The organism is Pseudomonas avellanae BPIC 631, from assembly GCF_000444135.1.
Classification (GTDB): domain Bacteria; phylum Pseudomonadota; class Gammaproteobacteria; order Pseudomonadales; family Pseudomonadaceae; genus Aquipseudomonas; species Aquipseudomonas avellanae.
Window position 1 is genome coordinate 1 of sequence record NZ_ATDK01000048.1, and the last position, 18,577, is coordinate 18,577.

18 protein-coding genes and 1 riboswitch are annotated in these 18,577 nt (G+C 60.6%); of the genes, 6 read left to right on the plus strand and 12 right to left on the minus strand.

Annotated elements, in window-relative coordinates; translation table 11 throughout:
* Window positions 1-147: 147 nt before the first annotated feature.
* Window positions 148-543, minus strand: coding sequence for an acyl-CoA thioesterase (locus DW49_RS0102645; RefSeq protein WP_002551711.1), 396 nt, complete (start codon window positions 541-543; stop codon window positions 148-150).
* Between the two features lie 220 nt (window positions 544-763).
* A riboswitch (S-adenosyl-L-homocysteine riboswitch) is annotated at window positions 764-873 on the plus strand.
* Window positions 874-896: 23 nt separating this feature from the next.
* Between DW49_RS0102645 and ahcY the strand changes: the two genes are divergently transcribed.
* The 3 genes from ahcY to DW49_RS0102665 all read left to right on the plus strand — a co-directional run bounded on the left by ahcY (window position 897) and on the right by DW49_RS0102665 (window position 5,526).
* Complete coding sequence (gene ahcY / locus DW49_RS0102650) at window positions 897-2,306, plus strand: adenosylhomocysteinase (protein WP_005621099.1); 1,410 nt, start codon at window positions 897-899, stop codon at window positions 2,304-2,306.
* Window positions 2,307-2,513: 207 nt separating this feature from the next.
* Window positions 2,514-3,359 (plus strand): methylenetetrahydrofolate reductase [NAD(P)H], encoded by an 846-nt coding sequence (gene metF, locus DW49_RS0102660; protein WP_005621101.1) that lies wholly within the window; start codon window positions 2,514-2,516, stop codon window positions 3,357-3,359.
* Between the two features lie 310 nt (window positions 3,360-3,669).
* Entirely contained in the window at window positions 3,670-5,526 is a 1,857-nt protein-coding gene (locus tag DW49_RS0102665; RefSeq protein WP_024420933.1) for an RNA helicase RhlE2, read from the plus strand.
* Window positions 5,527-6,072: 546 nt separating this feature from the next.
* On the opposite strand, the gene DW49_RS0102670 is transcribed toward DW49_RS0102665, so the two are convergent.
* The 3 genes from DW49_RS0102670 to DW49_RS0102680 all read right to left on the minus strand — a co-directional run bounded on the left by DW49_RS0102670 (window position 6,073) and on the right by DW49_RS0102680 (window position 9,427).
* On the minus strand, window positions 6,073-6,651 hold the full coding sequence (locus DW49_RS0102670) for a YceI family protein (RefSeq protein ID WP_003378759.1): 579 nt from the start codon (window positions 6,649-6,651) through the stop codon (window positions 6,073-6,075).
* A 27-nt stretch (window positions 6,652-6,678) separates the two neighbouring features.
* Window positions 6,679-7,227, minus strand: a complete 549-nt coding sequence (locus tag DW49_RS0102675) for a cytochrome b (protein ID WP_003378760.1) — start codon at window positions 7,225-7,227, stop codon at window positions 6,679-6,681.
* 337 nt (window positions 7,228-7,564) lie between these two features.
* Window positions 7,565-9,427: a flavin monoamine oxidase family protein gene (locus DW49_RS0102680; protein ID WP_005621106.1), complete on the minus strand. Its 1,863-nt coding sequence runs from the start codon at window positions 9,425-9,427 to the stop codon at window positions 7,565-7,567.
* Between the two features lie 211 nt (window positions 9,428-9,638).
* Between DW49_RS0102680 and DW49_RS0102685 the strand changes: the two genes are divergently transcribed.
* Window positions 9,639-11,045 carry an adenosylmethionine--8-amino-7-oxononanoate transaminase gene (locus tag DW49_RS0102685; RefSeq protein WP_003378763.1) on the plus strand — a complete coding sequence of 469 codons (1,407 nt, stop codon included), beginning with the start codon at window positions 9,639-9,641 and terminating at the stop codon, window positions 11,043-11,045.
* 169 nt (window positions 11,046-11,214) lie between these two features.
* Entirely contained in the window at window positions 11,215-11,934 is a 720-nt protein-coding gene (locus DW49_RS0102690; protein WP_005621110.1) for a 16S rRNA (uracil(1498)-N(3))-methyltransferase, read from the plus strand.
* A 202-nt stretch (window positions 11,935-12,136) separates the two neighbouring features.
* Here DW49_RS0102690 and trhA read toward each other — a convergent pair whose 3' ends face one another.
* The gene (trhA, locus tag DW49_RS0102695) at window positions 12,137-12,751 is read right to left on the minus strand and encodes a PAQR family membrane homeostasis protein TrhA (protein ID WP_005621113.1); all 615 of its coding nucleotides are present in this window, start codon (window positions 12,749-12,751) and stop codon (window positions 12,137-12,139) included.
* Between the two features lie 122 nt (window positions 12,752-12,873).
* Between trhA and DW49_RS0102700 the strand changes: the two genes are divergently transcribed.
* A complete protein-coding gene (locus DW49_RS0102700; RefSeq protein WP_005621116.1) occupies window positions 12,874-13,800 on the plus strand; it encodes a LysR family transcriptional regulator in 927 nt (308 codons plus the stop codon).
* Window positions 13,801-13,810: 10 nt separating this feature from the next.
* On the opposite strand, the gene madM is transcribed toward DW49_RS0102700, so the two are convergent.
* The 7 genes from madM to DW49_RS0102735 all read right to left on the minus strand — a co-directional run bounded on the left by madM (window position 13,811) and on the right by DW49_RS0102735 (window position 18,576).
* Entirely contained in the window at window positions 13,811-14,575 is a 765-nt protein-coding gene (madM, locus tag DW49_RS0102705) for a malonate transporter subunit MadM (RefSeq protein ID WP_003378771.1), read from the minus strand.
* Between the two features lies 1 nt (window position 14,576).
* Entirely contained in the window at window positions 14,577-15,002 is a 426-nt protein-coding gene (madL, locus tag DW49_RS0102710; protein WP_005621121.1) for a malonate transporter subunit MadL, read from the minus strand.
* 69 nt (window positions 15,003-15,071) lie between these two features.
* Complete coding sequence (gene mdcH / locus DW49_RS0102715; RefSeq protein WP_005621123.1) at window positions 15,072-16,007, minus strand: malonate decarboxylase subunit epsilon; 936 nt, start codon at window positions 16,005-16,007, stop codon at window positions 15,072-15,074.
* Window positions 16,004-16,642 (minus strand): malonate decarboxylase holo-ACP synthase, encoded by a 639-nt coding sequence (locus tag DW49_RS0102720; protein WP_024419716.1) that lies wholly within the window; start codon window positions 16,640-16,642, stop codon window positions 16,004-16,006. Before DW49_RS0102720 ends, mdcH begins: the two co-directional genes overlap by 4 nt.
* A complete protein-coding gene (gene mdcE, locus DW49_RS0102725) occupies window positions 16,636-17,436 on the minus strand; it encodes a biotin-independent malonate decarboxylase subunit gamma (protein ID WP_005621127.1) in 801 nt (266 codons plus the stop codon). The genes DW49_RS0102720 and mdcE overlap by 7 nt, the downstream gene beginning before the upstream one ends.
* The gene (locus DW49_RS0102730; protein ID WP_005621129.1) at window positions 17,433-18,284 is read right to left on the minus strand and encodes a biotin-independent malonate decarboxylase subunit beta; all 852 of its coding nucleotides are present in this window, start codon (window positions 18,282-18,284) and stop codon (window positions 17,433-17,435) included. The genes mdcE and DW49_RS0102730 overlap by 4 nt, the downstream gene beginning before the upstream one ends.
* Window positions 18,277-18,576, minus strand: coding sequence for a malonate decarboxylase subunit delta (locus DW49_RS0102735; protein ID WP_003378783.1), 300 nt, complete (start codon window positions 18,574-18,576; stop codon window positions 18,277-18,279). Before DW49_RS0102735 ends, DW49_RS0102730 begins: the two co-directional genes overlap by 8 nt.
* Window position 18,577 lies beyond the last annotated feature (1 nt).

An 18,577-nucleotide genomic window follows, 5' to 3' on the forward strand; every position in this document is an offset into this window, starting at 1 on the left:
CGCTCTGCGTCCGATCCTGACTGTGTAGTGCGGCGCAGATTTGTGACGCGGAGCGTCACCCAAGGCATTCCCACGCTGGAGCGTGAGGAACGATAATCTCAACTATCGTACCCATGCTCTGCGCCCGGCTTTAAGAGATTGGAAACATCAGTCCTCTACGTCGAACTGGTCCTTGATGTAGCGGATTTCAGTCCGGCCGTGCGGGGCGGGCTGGCCGTCTTCGTCGAGGTTGACGAAGACAATCTTCTCGACCGTCAGGATGCTCTTGCGGGTGATCTTGTTGCGCACCTGGCATTTGAGGGTGATCGAGGTGCGACCGAACTCGGTGGCGGTAATCCCCAACTCGATGATGTCACCCTGGCGCGAAGCGCTGACGAAGTTGATCTCGGAAATGTACTTGGTCACCACGCGCTGATTGCCCAACTGGACAATCGCGTAGATCGCCGCCTCTTCATCGATCCAGCGCAGCAGGCTGCCGCCGAACAACGTGCCGTTGGGGTTGAGGTCTTCGGGCTTGACCCATTTGCGGGTGTGGAAATTCATGTGCACTCCTGAGCGTCTGGCCGATAGAGAACAGCATGATGGCAGAGCCGGCGGCCAACGCCCATGCCTGCGTCATTGCAATTGTGCATGCACCCGATTACAACCGGATGGCAATAGAGTGGCCAGTTACCCGACAGAAAGCCTTGGGAAGAATCGCGAGCGCAGCTATACTGCCCAACGTTTCAAAACGGTCATCTACGCTTGATACCGTTCCCGCCACCTGTCCGAGGGGCGCTGCAGCAGGTTTACCCTGTCAGGCTCGGATGGGGCGTTGTTTGTCAGGTTGATCACAACCGGCAAGCCTTAAACGCACAACGGCGCCCATTCGCATATTTATGGAATGGAGACTCTCAATGAGTGCTGTAATCACGCCTGCCGATTTTATTGACTTCAAGGTTGCCGACATTTCCCTGGCTGCCTGGGGTCGTCGCGAAACCATCATCGCCGAATCCGAAATGCCTGCCCTGATGGGTCTGCGCCGCAAGTACGCCGGTGAGCAGCCGCTCAAAGGCGCGAAAATCCTCGGCTGCATCCACATGACCATTCAGACCGCCGTGCTGATCGAAACCCTGGTTGCCCTGGGTGCCGAAGTACGCTGGTCGTCGTGCAACATCTTCTCCACGCAGGACCAGGCCGCTGCTGCCATCGCCGCTGCCGGTATTGCCGTGTATGCCTGGAAAGGCGAAACCGAAGAAGAATACGAGTGGTGCATCGAGCAGACCATCCTCAAGGATGGCCAGCCGTGGGACGCCAACATGATCCTCGACGACGGCGGCGACCTGACCGAGATCATCCACAAGAAATACCCGGCGATGCTGGACAAGATCCACGGCGTTACCGAAGAAACCACCACCGGCGTTCACCGCCTGCTGGACATGCTGGCCAAAGGCGAGCTGAAAATCCCGGCCATCAACGTCAATGACTCGGTGACCAAGAGCAAGAACGACAACAAGTACGGCTGCCGTCACAGCCTGAACGACGCCATCAAGCGCGGCACCGACCACTTGCTGTCCGGCAAGCAGGCACTGGTGATCGGCTACGGTGACGTGGGCAAGGGCTCGGCCCAGTCGCTGCGTCAGGAAGGCATGATCGTCAAAGTGACCGAAGTCGACCCGATCTGCGCCATGCAGGCCTGCATGGACGGTTTCGAGCTGGTTTCCCCGTTCATCGACGGCGAAAACGACGGCACCGAAGCGAGCATCGACAAAGCGCTGTTGGGCAAGATCGACCTGATCGTGACCACCACCGGTAACGTCAATGTCTGTGATTCGAACATGCTCAAAGCGCTGAAAAAACGCGCTGTCGTGTGCAACATCGGTCACTTCGACAACGAAATCGACACCGCTTTCATGCGCAAGAACTGGGCATGGGAAGAAGTGAAGCCACAAGTGCACAAGATTCACCGCACCGGTGCTGGCGCGTTCGACGCACAGAATGACGACTACCTGATCCTGCTGGCCGAAGGCCGTCTGGTCAACCTGGGCAACGCCACTGGCCACCCAAGCCGCATCATGGACGGCTCGTTCGCCAACCAGGTTCTGGCGCAGATCTTCCTGTTCGATCAGAAGTACGCTGACCTGGCACCTGCCAAGAAAGCCGAGCGTCTGACCGTTGAAGTACTGCCGAAGAAACTCGACGAAGAAGTGGCCCTGGAAATGGTCCGCGGTTTCGGCGGTGTTGTGACCAAACTGACCAAGACCCAGGCCGACTACATCGGCGTGACTGTCGAAGGTCCGTTCAAGCCGCACGCTTATCGCTATTGATTGATCCTCTGTGAAGAGTGCGCGGCGTTCCTGACGCCTCTCACTCTCCCAGTTGGCAGTCACTTGTGGGAGCGGACTTGTCCGCGAAGGGCCCTGTAGATTCAACCGAGATGTAGCGTCTAAAGCAAAGCCTTCGCGGACAAACGAAACGTCGCCCGGTCCGCTCCCACAAAGTATGTGTTCGTTTCTATATCGAGATCGGCCTCCATGAGCCAAGAACGCCGCTTCAGCTTCGAGTTCTTTCCTACCAAGACCGACGCTGGACATGAAAAGCTGCTGACCGTTGCTCGTCAGCTCGCTACGTACAACCCCGATTTTTTCTCCTGCACTTACGGTGCCGGTGGTTCTACCCGCGACCGCACGCTTAATACCGTGCTGCAGTTGGAGAACGAAGTAAAAGTGCCCGCCGCGCCGCATTTGTCGTGCGTTGGCGACAGCAAGGAAGACTTGCGCAGCCTGCTGGCCCAGTACAAGGATGCGGGTATCAAACGCATCGTGGCCCTGCGCGGCGACCTGCCTTCCGGCATGGGCATGGCCAGCGGTGAGCTGCGTCACGCCAATGACCTGGTGGCATTCATCCGTGAAGAAACCGGCAGCCACTTCCACATCGAAGTCGCCGCCTACCCGGAAATGCACCCACAGGCGCGCAATTTCGAGGATGACCTCAAGCACTTCGTCACCAAGGCCAACGCCGGTGCCGACAGCGCGATCACCCAGTACTTCTTCAACGCCGACAGCTACTTCAACTTTGTCGAGCGCGTCGAGAAGATGGGCGTGAGCATTCCGATCGTGCCGGGCATCATGCCGATCACCAACTACAGCAAGCTGGCGCGCTTCTCCGATGCCTGCGGTGCGGAAATCCCGCGCTGGATCCGCAAGCAGCTGGAAGCCTATGGCGATGATGTGCAGAGCATTCAGGCGTTTGGCGAAGACGTCATCACGCAGATGTGTGAACGCCTGCTGGAAGGTGGCGCCCCGGGCTTGCACTTCTACACGCTGAACCAGGCAGAACCGAGCCTGGCGGTGTGGAACAACCTGCAATTGCCACGCTGACAACGCTGTAAAGCCGCGATCTGTCGGGCACTTCGTCGCAGATCGCGGCCTGATACACCGTTGGGCAGCATGAAAGCAGCGTATTGCGCTCGCTCTGTTATACTCCAGCCTTCCCGCCAGGCTTACGCCCGGACGCTCGGTCTTGCAATCGTCACTCGTTCACGCCATCAGCGCACTTTTCATCAAGCGCAGACGTCACGAGATGCACTGAAGACCCGGCAGGACCGGACGGGATCGCGTTGTCTTTACACGCCATTCGCGCCAGGCAAGACATCCCTTGAGCTTAAGCTCCAACAGAACAGGATTACTCATGTCCTTTGCTTCCCTCGGTCTCTCCGAGGCTTTAGTCCGCGCCATCGAGGCAGCGGGCTACACCCAGCCTACCCCAGTGCAACAGCGGGCCATCCCCGCCGTGTTGCAAGGTCGCGACCTGATGGTTGCGGCACAGACCGGTACGGGTAAAACCGGTGGTTTCGCCCTCCCTATTCTGGAGCGGCTGTTTCCCAATGGTGTTCCGGACAAATCCCAGCGTCACGGCCCGCGCCAACCCCGCGTACTGGTCCTGACCCCGACTCGCGAACTGGCCGCGCAAGTGCACGAGAGCTTCAAGCTCTATGCCCGCGACCTCAAGTTCGTCAGCGCCTGCATCTTCGGCGGCGTCGGCATGAACCCACAGGTTCAGGCCATGTCCCGTGGTGTAGACGTACTGGTGGCCTGCCCTGGCCGCCTGCTCGATCTGGCCGGTCAAGGCAGCGTCGATCTGTCCCACGTCGAAATCCTGGTGCTCGATGAAGCAGACCGGATGCTCGATATGGGCTTCGTCCATGACGTCAAAAAGGTCCTGGCGCGTTTGCCAGCCAAACGTCAGAACCTGCTGTTCTCGGCGACCTTCTCCAATGACATCACGTCCTTGGCTGGCAAGCTGCTGCACAACCCGGAGCGCATCGAAGTCACGCCGCCGAACACCACGGTCGAGCGTATCGAGCAACGGGTTTTCCGCCTGGCTGCCAACCACAAGCGTTCGCTGCTGGCGCATCTGATTACCGTGGGCGCCTGGGAACAGGTGCTGGTGTTCACGCGTACCAAGCACGGTGCCAACCGTCTGGCCGAGTACCTGGACAAACACGGCCTTGCGGCGGTGGCGATCCACGGCAACAAGAGCCAGAACGCACGTACCAAGGCGCTGGCCGACTTCAAGGCCGGTGATGTGCGCATTATGGTGGCTACCGATATCGCTGCGCGCGGTCTGGATATCGATCAGTTGCCGCATGTCGTCAACTTCGAGCTGCCTAACGTTGATGAAGACTACGTGCACCGTATCGGTCGTACCGGCCGTGCAGGTCGTTCCGGCGAAGCGATCTCGCTGGTTGCACCGGACGAAGAGAAGCTGCTCAAAAGTATCGAGCGCATGACCAAACAGAAGATTGCCGACGGCGATCTGATGGGCTTCGACATCACTGCAGTCGAGGCCGAGAAGCCTGAAGTGCGTGAGCGTCCCGATGTTCGCAACTCGCGCGGCGCACGCCCTGCGCGTGCCGATGGCGACAAGAACAACGGCGGTCGTCGCGACAAGGGCAAGGATAAAGGCAAGGACAAACCTGCCGCTGCAGCTGCCACAGGCGAACGCCCTGCCCGACCGCCACGCGAAAAAAAGCCCCGTGAGGGCACGCCTCGTAGCGAACAGCGTGCAGTGCAGCCTTCCACACCGCGTCAGGCATCAGATCGTGCCCCGGACGAGTTTCGCGATGACGAAGTCGATAACTTCGGCAATCGTGCTGACTATGTAAGCCCTTATCAGGGCAAAGGCCAGAACCGTGGCCGTCGCCCTGCTGCTGCGCCTGGCGCTGCACCGGCTGCTGGCGGCGCTGCACGTCCGGCCAATCCGGGCCGCCCTGCGGGTGGCGCGCCACGTACCGGTTCTGGTACGGGTGCACCGAAGCGCAATGGTTCGGGTTCTTCGGCGCCGCGCTCGCGCGACAGCCAGCCGCGCGGTCGTCGTCCGGCACGCGAAGATCAACCCTTGCCGCGCGACGGCCAGCCTCAGCCAAAGATCGTGCACAAAGAGTCAAAGATCGACCGCTTCCCGTCTGCCGAGCAACTGGACCAGTTGCCAGCACGCCCACGCGGTGAAAAACCGGCCCTGCTGACCCGCAACCGCGACAGCTGATAGCCCGGCAACAAAAAACGCCCCGACCTGTTCGGGGCGTTTTTATTTGTGGGCCTGGAGGATGTTGATCATCGCTCCCACGCTCCGCGTGGTAGCGCAGTTCTGGACGCTCTGCGTCCTCTTTGTGGCGCTCTGCGTCACACAAGGGCTCTGCGATATCAGTTAAATATATTCCAGACTCAAGCCCCTTTTTCGCCCCTCGGCGACCTACTTTGATGGGGCCAAAATAGGCAACCCCCCTCGCTCCTGTTTCCGGCCCGACTTCGTCGGGTTCCTTCGCCCTGTCACTAAGGTCGCACTCTGCGTCGTCAGTGCCATAGTGATAAAAAAGCGCTTTATTCATCGCTCCCACGCTCCGCGTGGTAGCGCAGCCTTGGACGCTCTGCGTCCGATCTTGAGACGGTAGCGCAGCGCCGATCTGTGACGCAGAGCGTCACGAAATGCATGCTAACGCGGAGCATTGGCACGATAGTCATCTCAGGAAGTTTCATCGCACCAACAAAAACGCCGACCCTAAGGTCGGCGTTTTGTCGATCAGGCGTGCACTTACTTCTTCTGTACGCCTTCGAAGGTGATGTCCAGGTCCAGCGTCTGCGACGTCGGGCCAGGGCCTTTGATGCCGAAGTCGTTCAGGTTCAGCGTCGAAGTACCGTTGAAGCCGGCACGGTAGCCGCCCCACGGGTCCTTGCCTTCGCCGTTGAAGGTTGCCTTGATCACGATTGGCTTGGTCACGCCGTGCAGGGTCAGGTCGCCGGTCACATCAGCAGTTTTCTCGCCGGTCGATTTGACAGCGGTGGAGACGAACTTGGCTTCAGGGTATTTGGCAACGTCCAGGAAGTCTTTGCTGGAGATGTGCTTGTCGCGTTCAGCGTGGTTGGTGAACAGGCTGGCGGTTTTCAGCTCGACATTGATTTTGCTGGCTTCAGGCTTGGCAGCGTCAAAGCTGAACGTGCCGTCCCAGTCCTTGAATGTACCGTGGATGAAGCTGTAGCCCAGGTGGCTGATCTTGAAGTCAACGAATGCGTGTTGGCCTTCCTTGTCGATAACGTAGTCGGCAGCCATGGCCTGGCCAGCAGACAACAGTGCGGTACCCAGAGCCAGAGCGGCGAGAGACTTCTTCAACATGCTTTTATTCCCGTTTTGGTTGAACAATCAATGACGACCCAGCATACGCTTGAGGGTCACATCGCGATCGATGAAGTGGTGTTTCAATGCTGCCAGACCATGAAGCCCCGCAAAAATCACGATGACCCAGGCCAGGTAAAGGTGAATCCAGCCAGCCGTTTCCGCTTGTTCAGGAAGGCCCGAAACCAGCGCAGGCACATCAAACAAGCCGAATATCGGGATGCCCACGCCATCGGCAGTGGAAATCAGGTAACCGGCGAACATCACGGCAAACAACGCCACGTACAGAAACAAGTGGCCGAACGCAGCACCGATGCGCGTCAACTTACTGTAGCTGGTCAACGGCGGCGGTGGCGGGCTGAGCAAGCGCCAGACCACACGGATCAACATGACCGCAAACAGGGTGATGCCGATGCTCTTGTGCAGATCAGGGCCGGCCTTGCGCCACGTATCGTAGTAATCCAGCCCGACCATCCACAGCCCCAGCGCGAACATTCCAAACACGACAGCAGCCACACCCCAGTGCAGCACCATGCTGACCAGACCGTAGCGAGAGGATGAATTACGTAGCTGCATTCCCAATACCTTGTCAGAAGTGTTACCAGACTAGCTTTTTATCTATCGAATGAAAGAGCAAATTTTCGCTCGGATGTATCGAACAATACGATCGGTTATTTCAACGATCAGTGCCCCGATTGCGCCGACAAAGCCAGCGCCTGTCCATCCGTGCAACAACAGCATCCCGATAAATCAAAGTCAGTAACACTTTGCAATGACCATCGGCCGCCCGATGCCGATGAACGGCATGATCCGTCTCGATGTGGTCGCCCCTCATACCCAGAACGAATTGGGCAGGCACAAAAAAAGGGACGCGGTATCAACCGCGTCCCTTTTTCAGTCAGCTCGCGCTCGGTCAGTTGCTGACGTCTGCGGGTGCCTTGGCCGGAGCCGGTTTGGCCTGAGCTTTTTTTGCGGCTTCTTTTTTCGCGGCTTCTTTCTTTGCCGCTTCCTTCCTGGCCGCTTCTTTCTTCGCGGCTTCCGGGGTCTGCGGTTTTTTCGCCGCGTCAGCCTTGGCTGCAGGCTTTTTCGCCGGCTCTGCTTTTACCGGCGGTTTGGCTGGCTGGACCACCGGCGCAACCACTGGCACCGGGGCTGCAACAGGCGCGGGGGCCGGAGCAGGTTCCGGGGCCTTCTCTACCGGAGCAGGTGCTGGAGCTGGCTCTTCGGCACCGCCAAACAGGCGCGAGAAGAAGCCTGGCTTGCTGGCCTGCGGCGTGGTCGGCTCAGCCGGTTTGTCGGCAGAACCGCCACCAAACAGGTTGCTGAAGAAATTGCCTTCGGATTTCTGCGACGCCGGTGCCGGCGCTTTCGGAGGAGCAACCTTGACAGGCTCGAACGATTTGCCAGCCGCCAGATCCTGCACCTGGCTGGCGGCACGCTGACCACTGCGCAACGCACCTTCCAGCGTGCCGGGGTACAAGGTGTCGGTGTGCTCACCAGCAAAGGCTACGCGCAGAATCGGCCTTTCCCACAAGCGCCAGTACTTGCTGATCTGGCCAGGGCCGAATGCCAGATAGGAACCGCCCGTGGACGGGTCAACGCTGTAACGGCGGATTTCGTAGCCGGTGTAGGCCCCGCGCGCCTCGGGATAGAACGCGTGCAGGCGGATCAGCACCTGATCGACGATCTGCTTGTCACCAAAGGCCTGCATGATGCGTGCGTTGTCGCCAGACAGGTTGATTACCACATTGGCACCACCCTTGAGGGCCGGTTCTACCCACAGCATGCCCAGGCCGGTGTTACTGAACACTTCACCGGACATGCGCGCTTTGCTGTCCCAGACCGGGGTCTTGAACTTGAGCATGATCTGGTCGCGCCAGCCGTAGTTGGTGCTCTTGATCGCACCGATGTGCTGGGCATCCAGCGCTGGCGTCATCTGGATTTTGCCCAGAGAACGCAGCGGCACGGCCATGACCACGTAATCAGCGGTGTAGCTTGTTGCGCCAGCCTGAACGGTGACCTTGTCCTTCTCCTGGACAACGGCCGTCACCGGCGAGCTGGTCTTGACGGTCTTGAGCTGTTTAACAAACGCTTGGGTCAACACCGCGCTGCCACCGGGCAGGCGCGAGGCGCGCAAATCACGCTCGTCAACCGAACGGTAAACCCGCGATTGCTGAGCGAAATACAGCAGCGACAGGCGCGAAGGCTCGTCGTAGCGTGTACGAATCTGCTGATTGATCAACTGACGTGCAGTGGTCGGCAGGCTCAGGCGGTCAAGCCAGTTGGCGACGTTGATCTGGTCCAGGGCGAACAATGTGCTGTTGGCCGCCGGGTTTTCCGGGTCATCAATGGAGCGCGCCAGATTGTCCAACGTCTCGTTGTAGCGCTTGATGGCTTCAGCGGTTGCGGGCTGTTTGATCGCCAGATCAGCCTGGGTGAAGTAAACGCCGTCGATCAGGTAGCTGGGCGTGCGCACAAACTCAGGCGCGGGCACGGTCGCCAGCTTGAAACTGTCCAGGTAGCGGTTCAGCACCGGCTGGGCCTTGGTATTGCCGATCCACTCGCTGGTGGCCAGACCGGAGCGACCACCCAGCGCAGGTTTGGCCTCCAGCAGCGTGACCTGCCAACCCTTGGCTTGCAGCTCATAGGCAGCGGTCAGGCCCGCCAGGCCACCGCCGACGACGATCGCCGTGCGTTGTTTTTCATCGGCGAGCGTAGAAACGCTGACCAGCCCTGCAACTATCAGCGCACACGCGCGCAGCCACCCAGAAAGCATTCGGCGAACTCCGAAAAAAACGTAGGAAAGATTGGGCAAGTCAGCCAGAAGGATCGACTCGCTGCGCAGGATACGCGAGCCATCAAATAGCCGCCAGCAATGTCCATCAGCCGTTAAAACTGCATCAGAGGTTGTCCCGCAGCCGGGCATTGCATAGGCTTGCGCGATTGTTCGTCCTCGCATCAAGCGAGTCGCTACCCGGAGATTGCAAATGGGCCTTAATGACCAGTGGATGCAGCGTGACCTCAAGGTCCTGTGGCACCCCTGCACCCAGATGAAAGACCACGAAAATCTGCCGTTGATACCGATCAAGCGTGGCGAAGGCGTATGGCTTGAAGACTTCGAGGGCAAGCGTTATCTGGACGCTGTCAGTTCCTGGTGGGTCAACGTGTTCGGCCATGCCAATCCGCGCATTAACCAGCGCATCAAGGACCAGGTCGACCAGCTGGAGCATGTGATTCTCGCCGGTTTCAGCCATCAGCCGGTGATCGAACTGTCCGAGCGGCTGGTCAAGCTGACCCCCGAGGGCCTGACGCGCTGCTTTTACGCCGACAACGGTTCTTCGTGCATCGAAGTCGCGTTGAAGATGAGCTTTCACTATTGGCTCAATCGCGGCCAGCCGGCCAAGAAGCGCTTCGTCACCCTGACCAACAGCTACCACGGCGAAACCATGGCGGCGATGTCGGTCGGTGACGTGCCGCTGTTCACTGAAACCTACAAGGCGCTGCTGCTCGACACCATCAAGGTGCCAAGCCCCGACTGCTATCACCGCCCCGACGGCATGAGTTGGGAAGAGCATTCGCGCAACATGTTTGCTGCCATGGAACAGACTCTGGCCGAGCATCATGCCAGCGTTGCGGCAGTGATCGTGGAGCCGCTGATTCAGGGCGCGGGTGGCATGCGCATGTATCACCCGATCTACCTCAAGCTGCTGCGCGAGGCCTGTGACCGCTACGGCGTGCACCTGATCCACGATGAAATCGCCGTGGGCTTCGGCCGTACCGGGACCATGTTTGCCTGCGAACAGGCGGGCATCCGTCCGGATTTCCTGTGCCTGTCCAAGGCGCTGACCGGTGGCTACCTGCCGCTGGCGGCCTGCGTGACCACAGACGACGTGTACGACGCGTTTTACGACGACTACCCGACGCTGCGCGCCTTCCTGCATTCGCACAGCTATACCGGCAACCCGCTGGCCTGTGCTGCGGCGCTGGCGACGCTGGATATTTTCGAGCAGGACAACGTCATCGAGAACAACAAGGCGCTGGCGCAACGCATGGCAACGGCGACGGCGCACCTGGTGGATCACCCGCATGTGGCGGAAGTGCGCCAGACCGGCATGGCCATCGCTATCGAGATGGTTCAGGACAAGGCCACCAAGACGGCCTACCCGTGGCAGGAACGCCGTGGCATGAAGGTCTTTCAGCATGCGCTGGAGCGTGGCGCATTGCTGCGGCCGCTGGGCAGCGTGGTGTATTTCCTGCCGCCTTACGTTATTACGCCGGAGCAGATCGACTTTCTGGCCGAGGTGGCTACCGAGGGCATTGATATCGCGACGCGCAGCAGCATCAGTGTGGCGGTGCGGGAGAATTTTCATCCGGATTTCAGGGATCCGGGCTAGGGCTGGAATTTGCGGCGGCGCGACTGACGCCTTCGCGGACAAGTCCGCTCCCACGAGCGGACCGGGCAACGCCGCATTAACGCCGCATTAATGTGGGAGCGGACCGGGCGACGCTTCGCTTGTTCGCGAAAGGGCCATCACAGAACAAACACCGGAACCGAGACACACCATGAGACTGTCCCGCTTTTTCACTGAAACGCCGCTGAGCCTGGGCGAGCACGAACTGCCTGAAGCCCAGGCGCATTACATCAGCCGTGTGCTGCGCATGACCGAGGGCGATGCCCTGCAACTGTTCGATGGCTCAGGCCAGGAGTTTCGTGGCACGCTGCTGGAAGTCGGCAAGAAACGCGTGCGTGTGCAACTGACTGAATGCTTTGCCGGGCAGGTTGAATCAGGCTTGCGCATTCATCTGGGTCAGGGCTTGTCGCGTGGCGAGCGCATGGATTGGGCGATTCAGAAGGCGACCGAGCTAGGCGTCAGCGAGATAACGCCGATTGTCAGCGAGCGCTGCGAAGTGCGCCTCAAGGACGAACGCGCCGAGAAGCGTCAGGCGCATTGGCAGCAGATCGCAATCAGCGCGTGCGAGCAATGCGGTCGCTCGGTGGTGCCGGTCATTCACCCACCGATGCCGCTGGCCGACTGGATCAAGCTCACCGAAGCCGACCTGAAACTGGTGCTGCACCCGGTGGCCGAGCCGCTGACCAGCCATGCCAAACCCGCCAGTCTGGCCTTTCTGATCGGCCCGGAAGGCGGCTTGAACGATGCAGAAGTCCATCAGGCACAAACCGCCGGCTTCCACGCCGCCCGCTTAGGCCCGAGAGTCCTGCGCACCGAGACGGCCCCGGTGGTTGCGCTCAGCGTGGCGCAGCAGTTGTGGGGCGATTTTTGATCGTTTGATGCGTCCTCAAACGCGCTGCACGCTCAGAGTCAGACACCGGCGGGGTGGGCGAGCTTGCTCGCGAAAGGGTCGATACAGAACATGAAAATACAGCGTTTGTACCATCGTCTTCGCGAGCAAGCGAAGCGTCGCCCGGCTCGCTCCCACAAGGATTTGCATTTACCCAGCCATTGAGGCCTGAACCTGGCCACTTTCACAGCACATAAAAACAAATCGCCACAAAGTGCATCAAACTGCCGCCGATCACGAACAGGTGCCAGATGCCGTGAAAGTGGCGGATATGGTCGTAGGCGAAGAACAGGATGCCGACGGTGTACAGCACGCCGCCGCCTGCCAGCCAGATGAAGCCCGCCAGGCCGAGCGCAGCGATCAGCGGTTTGACGGCCACCAGCACGATCCAGCCCATCACCGCATAAATCACGATGGACATGATGCGCGCTTCAGAACGGGGTTTTATCTCCTGCAAAATGCCGATCAGCGCCAGCCCCCAGACGATACCGAACAACGTCCAGCCCCACGCGCCGCGCAGTGTCACGAGGCAGAACGGCGTGTAGCTGCCAGCAATCATCAGATAGATCGAAAAGTGATCGACCTTCTGCATGATCGATTTCGAGCGGCCTTTGACGCTGTGGTACACCGTCGAGACGCTGTACAGCGTCACCAGGCACGCGCCATAAATGGCCATGCTGACCACTTTCCAGACATCACCCTGCAGGCTGGCCATCACCAATAACCAGATCGCGCCGACGGTGGCGAGCACTGTGCCCACCAAATGCGACCAGGCGTTGAATTTTTCTCCGTAATACATCCGCTTATTGCCCTCGTCTAGAGAAAACCCTGATTGCAGAGGCTCCGGCTTATTGAAACAAAGAGCAACGTATCTGTCATTACAGGGCACAATCAGTTCACACCAACAACAAGCGCCACGACATGCAGATCGATGACGAACTTACGCTCAAGAAACTCGAAATCTTCCTGGCCTTCATGCGCACCGGCAATCTGGCCCGCGCAGCAGAAGAGTTGCAGACCAGCAACGTCAGCGTGCACCGCGCCATTCATTCACTGGAAAGCGCCCTGCGCTGCCCGCTGTTCAAGCACGAAGGGCGTAATCTGACGCCGCTGGAAAGCGCTTACGTGCTGGAAGAACGTGCGCAGAAGCTGGTGCAGGATGTGCTCGCAACGGTTGAGCTGACCCGTCAGGCAGCGGGCTTCTCGGCGGCGCGATTCCGGCTCGGGGCCTTGTACTCACTGACGGTCAAGACCGTGCCGCAGTTGATCATGGGCCTGAAGATCCGCCGCAGCGAGCTGAATATCGACCTGATTCTGGGTTCGAACATCGACCTGCTCTACAAGCTCAAGAACATGGAAGTCGATGCCATGCTGGTGTCGCTGGACGAGAGCACCAATGACCCCGATTGCGAGCATCTGGCGCTGTTTTCCGACGATATCTTCCTCGCCGTGCCCACCGACTCACCCTTTGCCGAGCACGCTGAAGTGGACTTGGGCGACCTGCGCGAGGCGACGTTTATCACCCTCACCCAGGGCTTTGCGACCCATCGCGACGGCATACGGGTTTTTCAGCAGGCCGGGTTCGAACCCAAAGTGGCGATGCAGGTGAATGACATCTTCACCCTGTTGAGCATGGTCAGCTCCGGCGTCGGCTATGCGCTGCTGCCAGGGCGCATCGCAGCGGTCTATGAAAACCGCGTGCGCTTGATTCCGCTGCAAAGCCGCTACCGGATGCAGCAGCACATTGGCGTGGTCTTTCTCAAATCCAAAGAGCGCGATCCCAACCTGCTGGCGCTGCTGGCCGAGTGCCGGATGTATGCAAATCGCCTGCTGGAGCAAGCGACCTGATCGTCAGCGTCTACCCCACGATAGCGCGCACGATGAAATACAACACCGAAGGGCCAAGCAAGCAGCCCAGCCCGGTGTGGAACGTGGCAGTCAGCGCGCCATAAGGCACCAGACGCCGATCCGTCGCCGCCAGCCCGGCAGTCACGCCGCTGACGGTGCCGGCCAGACCGCCGAAGACCATCGCCGAGCGCGGGTTGTCCAGCCCCATCCAGCGCGCAGCCATTGGTGTGCCGACCATAACCAGAATCGCCTTGATCAGGCCGGTGGCAATCGACAGCGCCATGACGTCCGAGGTCGCGCCCAAGGCAGCACCCGTCACCGGGCCGACGATATAGGTCACCGCGCCTGCGCCGATGGTGGTCATGCTGATTGCATCGCGATAGCCAAACATCCAGGCAATGCTCGCACCGACGATGAATGGCAGAATCGTGCCCAACAGCAAGGCGATCACACCGATCAGCCCGGCCTTGCGGGCTTCGGTGGCCTGCACTTCAAAGGCCGTCGCCACGATGGCGAAGTCACGCAGCATCGCCCCACCCATCAGGCCGATGCCGGAGAACAGCGTGATATCGGCCAGCCCCTTCTGGCCACCGGTCAAGGTGCCGCCGACCCAGGCCAGAATCAGCCCGATGACAATCGCGATGGCCGAGCCGTGCACGCGGCCAAACGTCAGCCGTTTTGACAACACCACCGACACCCACATGATGATGCCGACGAAGGCGAAGGCGGTGATCAGGCCGTTGTGTTCCAGTCCCTTCTCGATGAGATCCCACATATCAGCGACCTCCAGCCGGGGTGATTTCAGGGATCACCGGGCTTGGCAGCGGCTCTTCCTTGGGCAACGGCTCGCCCCGGTTGGTACGGCTTATCAAAGCAATGGTGCAGGCACATAACACCACCGAACCGACGGCGGCCAGCACGGCAACAGGCCCGCCTTTCAGTGCGGTGACGACATTCTGTTGCGCAGCCATCGCGACCACCACCGGGATATACAGCGCACCCCAGAAACCGACGCCCATTTCACAGTCTTTGCTCATGCCGCCGTTTTTCTCCATCCACAGGCGTGCGCAGATCAACAGGATCATGGCGATCCCGACCCCGCCCACATTGGATTTGACGCCCAGCAGAACGCCGAGCATGTCACCGAGAATCACGCCCGCAAGCGTGCAGATAGCCAGTAGTGCAACACCGTAGATAATCATTGTTGTTATTCCTCTGTTTGCATTGCTGAAGTTGTTGTTTTTGTCCTTCGTAGCAGCTGCACGGCGGTTCTATGGGCTGCGGCGACCCTCCTCACGCGACAGCGCGACCAGGCTGTCCAGACGCGCGGCCTGAAAGGCCAGCGCCGTTCCTTGCTGAAACACCTTGCGCGCCAGGCCGGTCAATACGTCGCCGGGTGGTAGCTCGATGTGCAGGCGCACACCGCGCTCATAAGCGGTTTCCACGGTGCTGCGCCAGTCGATGACCCGGCACATGTTGAACGCCAGGTCGTCACGCAGCTTTTCGGCGCTGAGCAGCGGACGCGCCGTGCTGCCGCTGAGGTAGCGCACCGTTGGCGCCTTCAGCTCGACCCTGGAAAAAGCCTCGGCCAGTTGCTGCGCAGGCGCTTGCAGCAAGGCGCAATGCGAGGGCACGCTGACTGCGAGGCGCTTGATGGCGGCAGCGCCCGCCGCTTTGGCCAGTTGCCCGACCTGCCGCATGGCCTCGCTGCTACCCGAAATCACCATCTGGTTATCGGCGTTGATATTGGCGAGAAACACCGGCGAACTCGGGCCGTGTACCTGGCCGATCAGTGCCTCGATCTGGGTCTGGTCCAGACCGATGACAGCGGTCATGCCATAACCTTGGGGCCAGGCGCTCTGCATCAGTTCGCCGCGCAGCGCGACCAGCCGCACGGCATCGTCGAAGGCCAGCGCGTCACAGATGACAGCTGCCGGATAGGCACCGATGGACAGCCCTGCAACGTAATCCGGCACACAGCCGCGCGCCTGCAACAGCCGGGCGCAGGCGACACCGGCGATCAGCAGGCACAGCTGAACGGCACGGGTCGCGTGCAGCGCCTGAGGGGTGTCCAGCGCCAGGATGTCTTCACCCAGCGCGTCAGCGGCTTCTTGCAGGCAATCGCGAACCACTGGGTCATCCGGCAACTGATGCAGCATGCCCGCCTGCTGCGCGCCCTGGCCGGGAAACACCCACAGGCTGCTCATGCGCACACCTCGGCCAGATGCCACGGGTCACTCACCAGTCGCGCACCGCTGGCGGTCTTGAGCAGCACCCTTCCCACTGGCCGCGCCCATTCGCGCAGCGCGACGGCGCCTTGATCGAGCTGTAACTGGACATCGACCCGGCAGACCGATGTTGCCAGCGCTTCGACCAACTCGGCGGCACAGCGGCGACTGAACGGCGTCGGCGTGCGCAGAATCAGGTCCAGATCGCTGTCCTGATTCAGCGCGGCAATGCCGCTGGCCAATTCTAAGCCAGCACTGCCGCCAACACCCCAAACCCGCTCCAGCGCATCCATCACCGGGCGGACCTGGCGCAAGGCGCGCAGCGCTGGCCAGTCCTGAATGTGCTCGCTCGGGCAATCGATCAGTTGCTCGGGAGTCACCCGGCGATAGGCATCCGTCAGCCACATCCTCGCGGCATAGCGCTGCTCACGCCCCCGGCCGCGTAACCCCACGGCGACCTGCCCGGCCGGCATAACCTGGCGACGCACCACCACCGGCTGCCCGGCCAGCACCGTATCGACCGCCCATTGCGGCGCATCGTCCGGCAAGGCAGACAGCCGCATGCCCCACAACAAATCATGGGGCAGCACTGCGAAAGCGCTGTCGATCACCACTGCGCCCGCAACAACTGGCGCACGTGTGCCGAGGCTTTACGGTTGCTGGCACCCAGACGACTGCTCAGGTCGACACCGTTGGCTTGCACGTCCTTGATCGCGCTGCTTAATACATGGCGAACCTGGGTCAGGTCGTCCGTAGCGGGCTGTTCGATCTGGCTGACCGACAGGGTTTCCCACAGCAGGCCGAGGCTGGCGTAGCTGTCGATGTCGTACGCCATTGGCGCAATGCTGGCGGCGAGCTTTTCCAGGTCATCGACACTGCGCTGGGTAACGCGGGCGGCCGAGGCCTTGCCCATCGCGTGCACCATCACGCCAGGGTCGCGCAGCGCAATCAACCGGTTGGCTTGATAGCCGTGAGCCAGGAATGCGCCGGACATCGCCTTGCCAACCAACAGGCCAATCACCGGATGCCCGGCCAGCCGCGCTCGCGCATAGCTGTCCACCGCGCCGGCCAGCGCCTGATGGATGCCGAGCGCTTCCTCGCGACGGCCATACGCCTGGCTCGGCACATCGACAATCGCAATCAGCGCACGTTTTTCAGCGCGGTCGCGATCCTGTTCGATAGCATCGTCCACCGCCTTGGCCAGGCCCCAGCCTTCCAGCAAGCCCACTTCACCCTGACGCGCCCGAGGAAAGCGATTGTTGGTGTCGGCAATCACCGCCACAAAACGCACCCGCTGTTCACCCAGCAAGCCGTCGGCAACCTTGAGCGAAGCAGGTAGACCGGTAACTTCGCTCGCGTCTGCGCTCAACGCGTTGAACCAGTTCAAACCCCGTTGTGAATGGCTCATGACCGGGCTCCTTGATAGAGAGTGCGCACGCTGTGCGGATCGATTTGTGGCTCGGTGTCGAGACTGGCCAGGCGTTGCAGGAACAGCTCGTACTGACCGCTGCGATGCGTTGCCGGCACACCCTGCTTGAGCCAGCCGCTGACCTGTTGGCGGATGTCGGCCACATCGTCGGCAGCAAAGCCGTCGACCAGATCGCTGGCGAAACGCTGCTCGCCACCGGTCAGGCTCCAGATAAAGGGCCGGTCGCGTGAGTCGTATTCTTCAATGCCCGCTTCCTGCTCGATCACCTGCGGGCCGTTCAGGCCCAGCCGGGCTTCCTGAGTCACCAATAAATAGCTGCACAAGCCGGCGGCAATGGACATCCCGCCGAAACAGCCGACACTGCCTGCCACCACGCCGATGACTGGCTGGTACTGACGCAGATCGACCATCGCGGCATGAATCTCGGCGATCGCCGCCAGGCCCAGATTGGCTTCCTGCAAACGCACGCCACCAGTCTCCAGCAGCACGATGGCGGCAGTGGGGATGCCGTTGCGGTTGTCTTCGGCGGCCAGTTCCAGCGCACCGGCCATTTTCGCGCCGCCCACTTCGCCCATGCTGCCGCCCTGAAACGAGCCTTCGATGGCGGCGATCACTACCGGCAGGCCGTCAACGGTGCCCTTGGCGATCACCACGCCGTCATCCGCCTGCGGCACGACACCTTGCATAGCCAGCCAGGGCGACATGACGCGATCAAACGGGCCGAGCAATTCCCGAAAGCTGCCGGCATCCAGCAAGGCGCGGGCGCGCTGGCGGGCACCGAGCTCGATAAAGCTGTGCTGGCTTAGCAAACGTGCGTTATCAGTCATGACCGATCTCCTCGAAACCCTGCTCCAGACGCAGGCGCACCACACCAGGCGTTGCGCCGAAGTCATGAATGTCGATGCTCAGCGCGGGCGGGGTCTGGCCATCGAACATGCGCTCGAAAAGATGTTTCCAGCGCAGCGAGGCACCATTGACCGAGGTCACCACCTGAATCGACAATTTGCCTGGCTGACCGGGCTCCAGCAGTACCTCCAGATCACCGGAACCGACCACGCCCACCAGCGCACGGCCTTTGGGCGGCTGTCCGGCGGGGAATTCAAAAGACAGGGTTTCCATT

Coding starts and splice junctions, on each gene's coding strand:
- DW49_RS0102645 (WP_002551711.1), bottom strand. CDS start 543: ATGAATTTCCACACCCGCAAATGGGTCAAGCCCGAAGACCTCAACCCC.
- ahcY (WP_005621099.1), top strand. CDS start 897: ATGAGTGCTGTAATCACGCCTGCCGATTTTATTGACTTCAAGGTTGCC.
- metF (WP_005621101.1), top strand. CDS start 2,514: ATGAGCCAAGAACGCCGCTTCAGCTTCGAGTTCTTTCCTACCAAGACC.
- DW49_RS0102665 (WP_024420933.1), top strand. CDS start 3,670: ATGTCCTTTGCTTCCCTCGGTCTCTCCGAGGCTTTAGTCCGCGCCATC.
- DW49_RS0102670 (WP_003378759.1), bottom strand. CDS start 6,651: ATGTTGAAGAAGTCTCTCGCCGCTCTGGCTCTGGGTACCGCACTGTTG.
- DW49_RS0102675 (WP_003378760.1), bottom strand. CDS start 7,227: ATGCAGCTACGTAATTCATCCTCTCGCTACGGTCTGGTCAGCATGGTG.
- DW49_RS0102680 (WP_005621106.1), bottom strand. CDS start 9,427: ATGCTTTCTGGGTGGCTGCGCGCGTGTGCGCTGATAGTTGCAGGGCTG.
- DW49_RS0102685 (WP_003378763.1), top strand. CDS start 9,639: ATGGGCCTTAATGACCAGTGGATGCAGCGTGACCTCAAGGTCCTGTGG.
- DW49_RS0102690 (WP_005621110.1), top strand. CDS start 11,215: ATGAGACTGTCCCGCTTTTTCACTGAAACGCCGCTGAGCCTGGGCGAG.
- trhA (WP_005621113.1), bottom strand. CDS start 12,751: ATGTATTACGGAGAAAAATTCAACGCCTGGTCGCATTTGGTGGGCACA.
- DW49_RS0102700 (WP_005621116.1), top strand. CDS start 12,874: ATGCAGATCGATGACGAACTTACGCTCAAGAAACTCGAAATCTTCCTG.
- madM (WP_003378771.1), bottom strand. CDS start 14,575: ATGTGGGATCTCATCGAGAAGGGACTGGAACACAACGGCCTGATCACC.
- madL (WP_005621121.1), bottom strand. CDS start 15,002: ATGATTATCTACGGTGTTGCACTACTGGCTATCTGCACGCTTGCGGGC.
- mdcH (WP_005621123.1), bottom strand. CDS start 16,007: ATGAGCAGCCTGTGGGTGTTTCCCGGCCAGGGCGCGCAGCAGGCGGGC.
- mdcE (WP_005621127.1), bottom strand. CDS start 17,436: ATGAGCCATTCACAACGGGGTTTGAACTGGTTCAACGCGTTGAGCGCA.
- DW49_RS0102730 (WP_005621129.1), bottom strand. CDS start 18,284: ATGACTGATAACGCACGTTTGCTAAGCCAGCACAGCTTTATCGAGCTC.
- DW49_RS0102735 (WP_003378783.1), bottom strand. CDS start 18,576: ATGGAAACCCTGTCTTTTGAATTCCCCGCCGGACAGCCGCCCAAAGGC.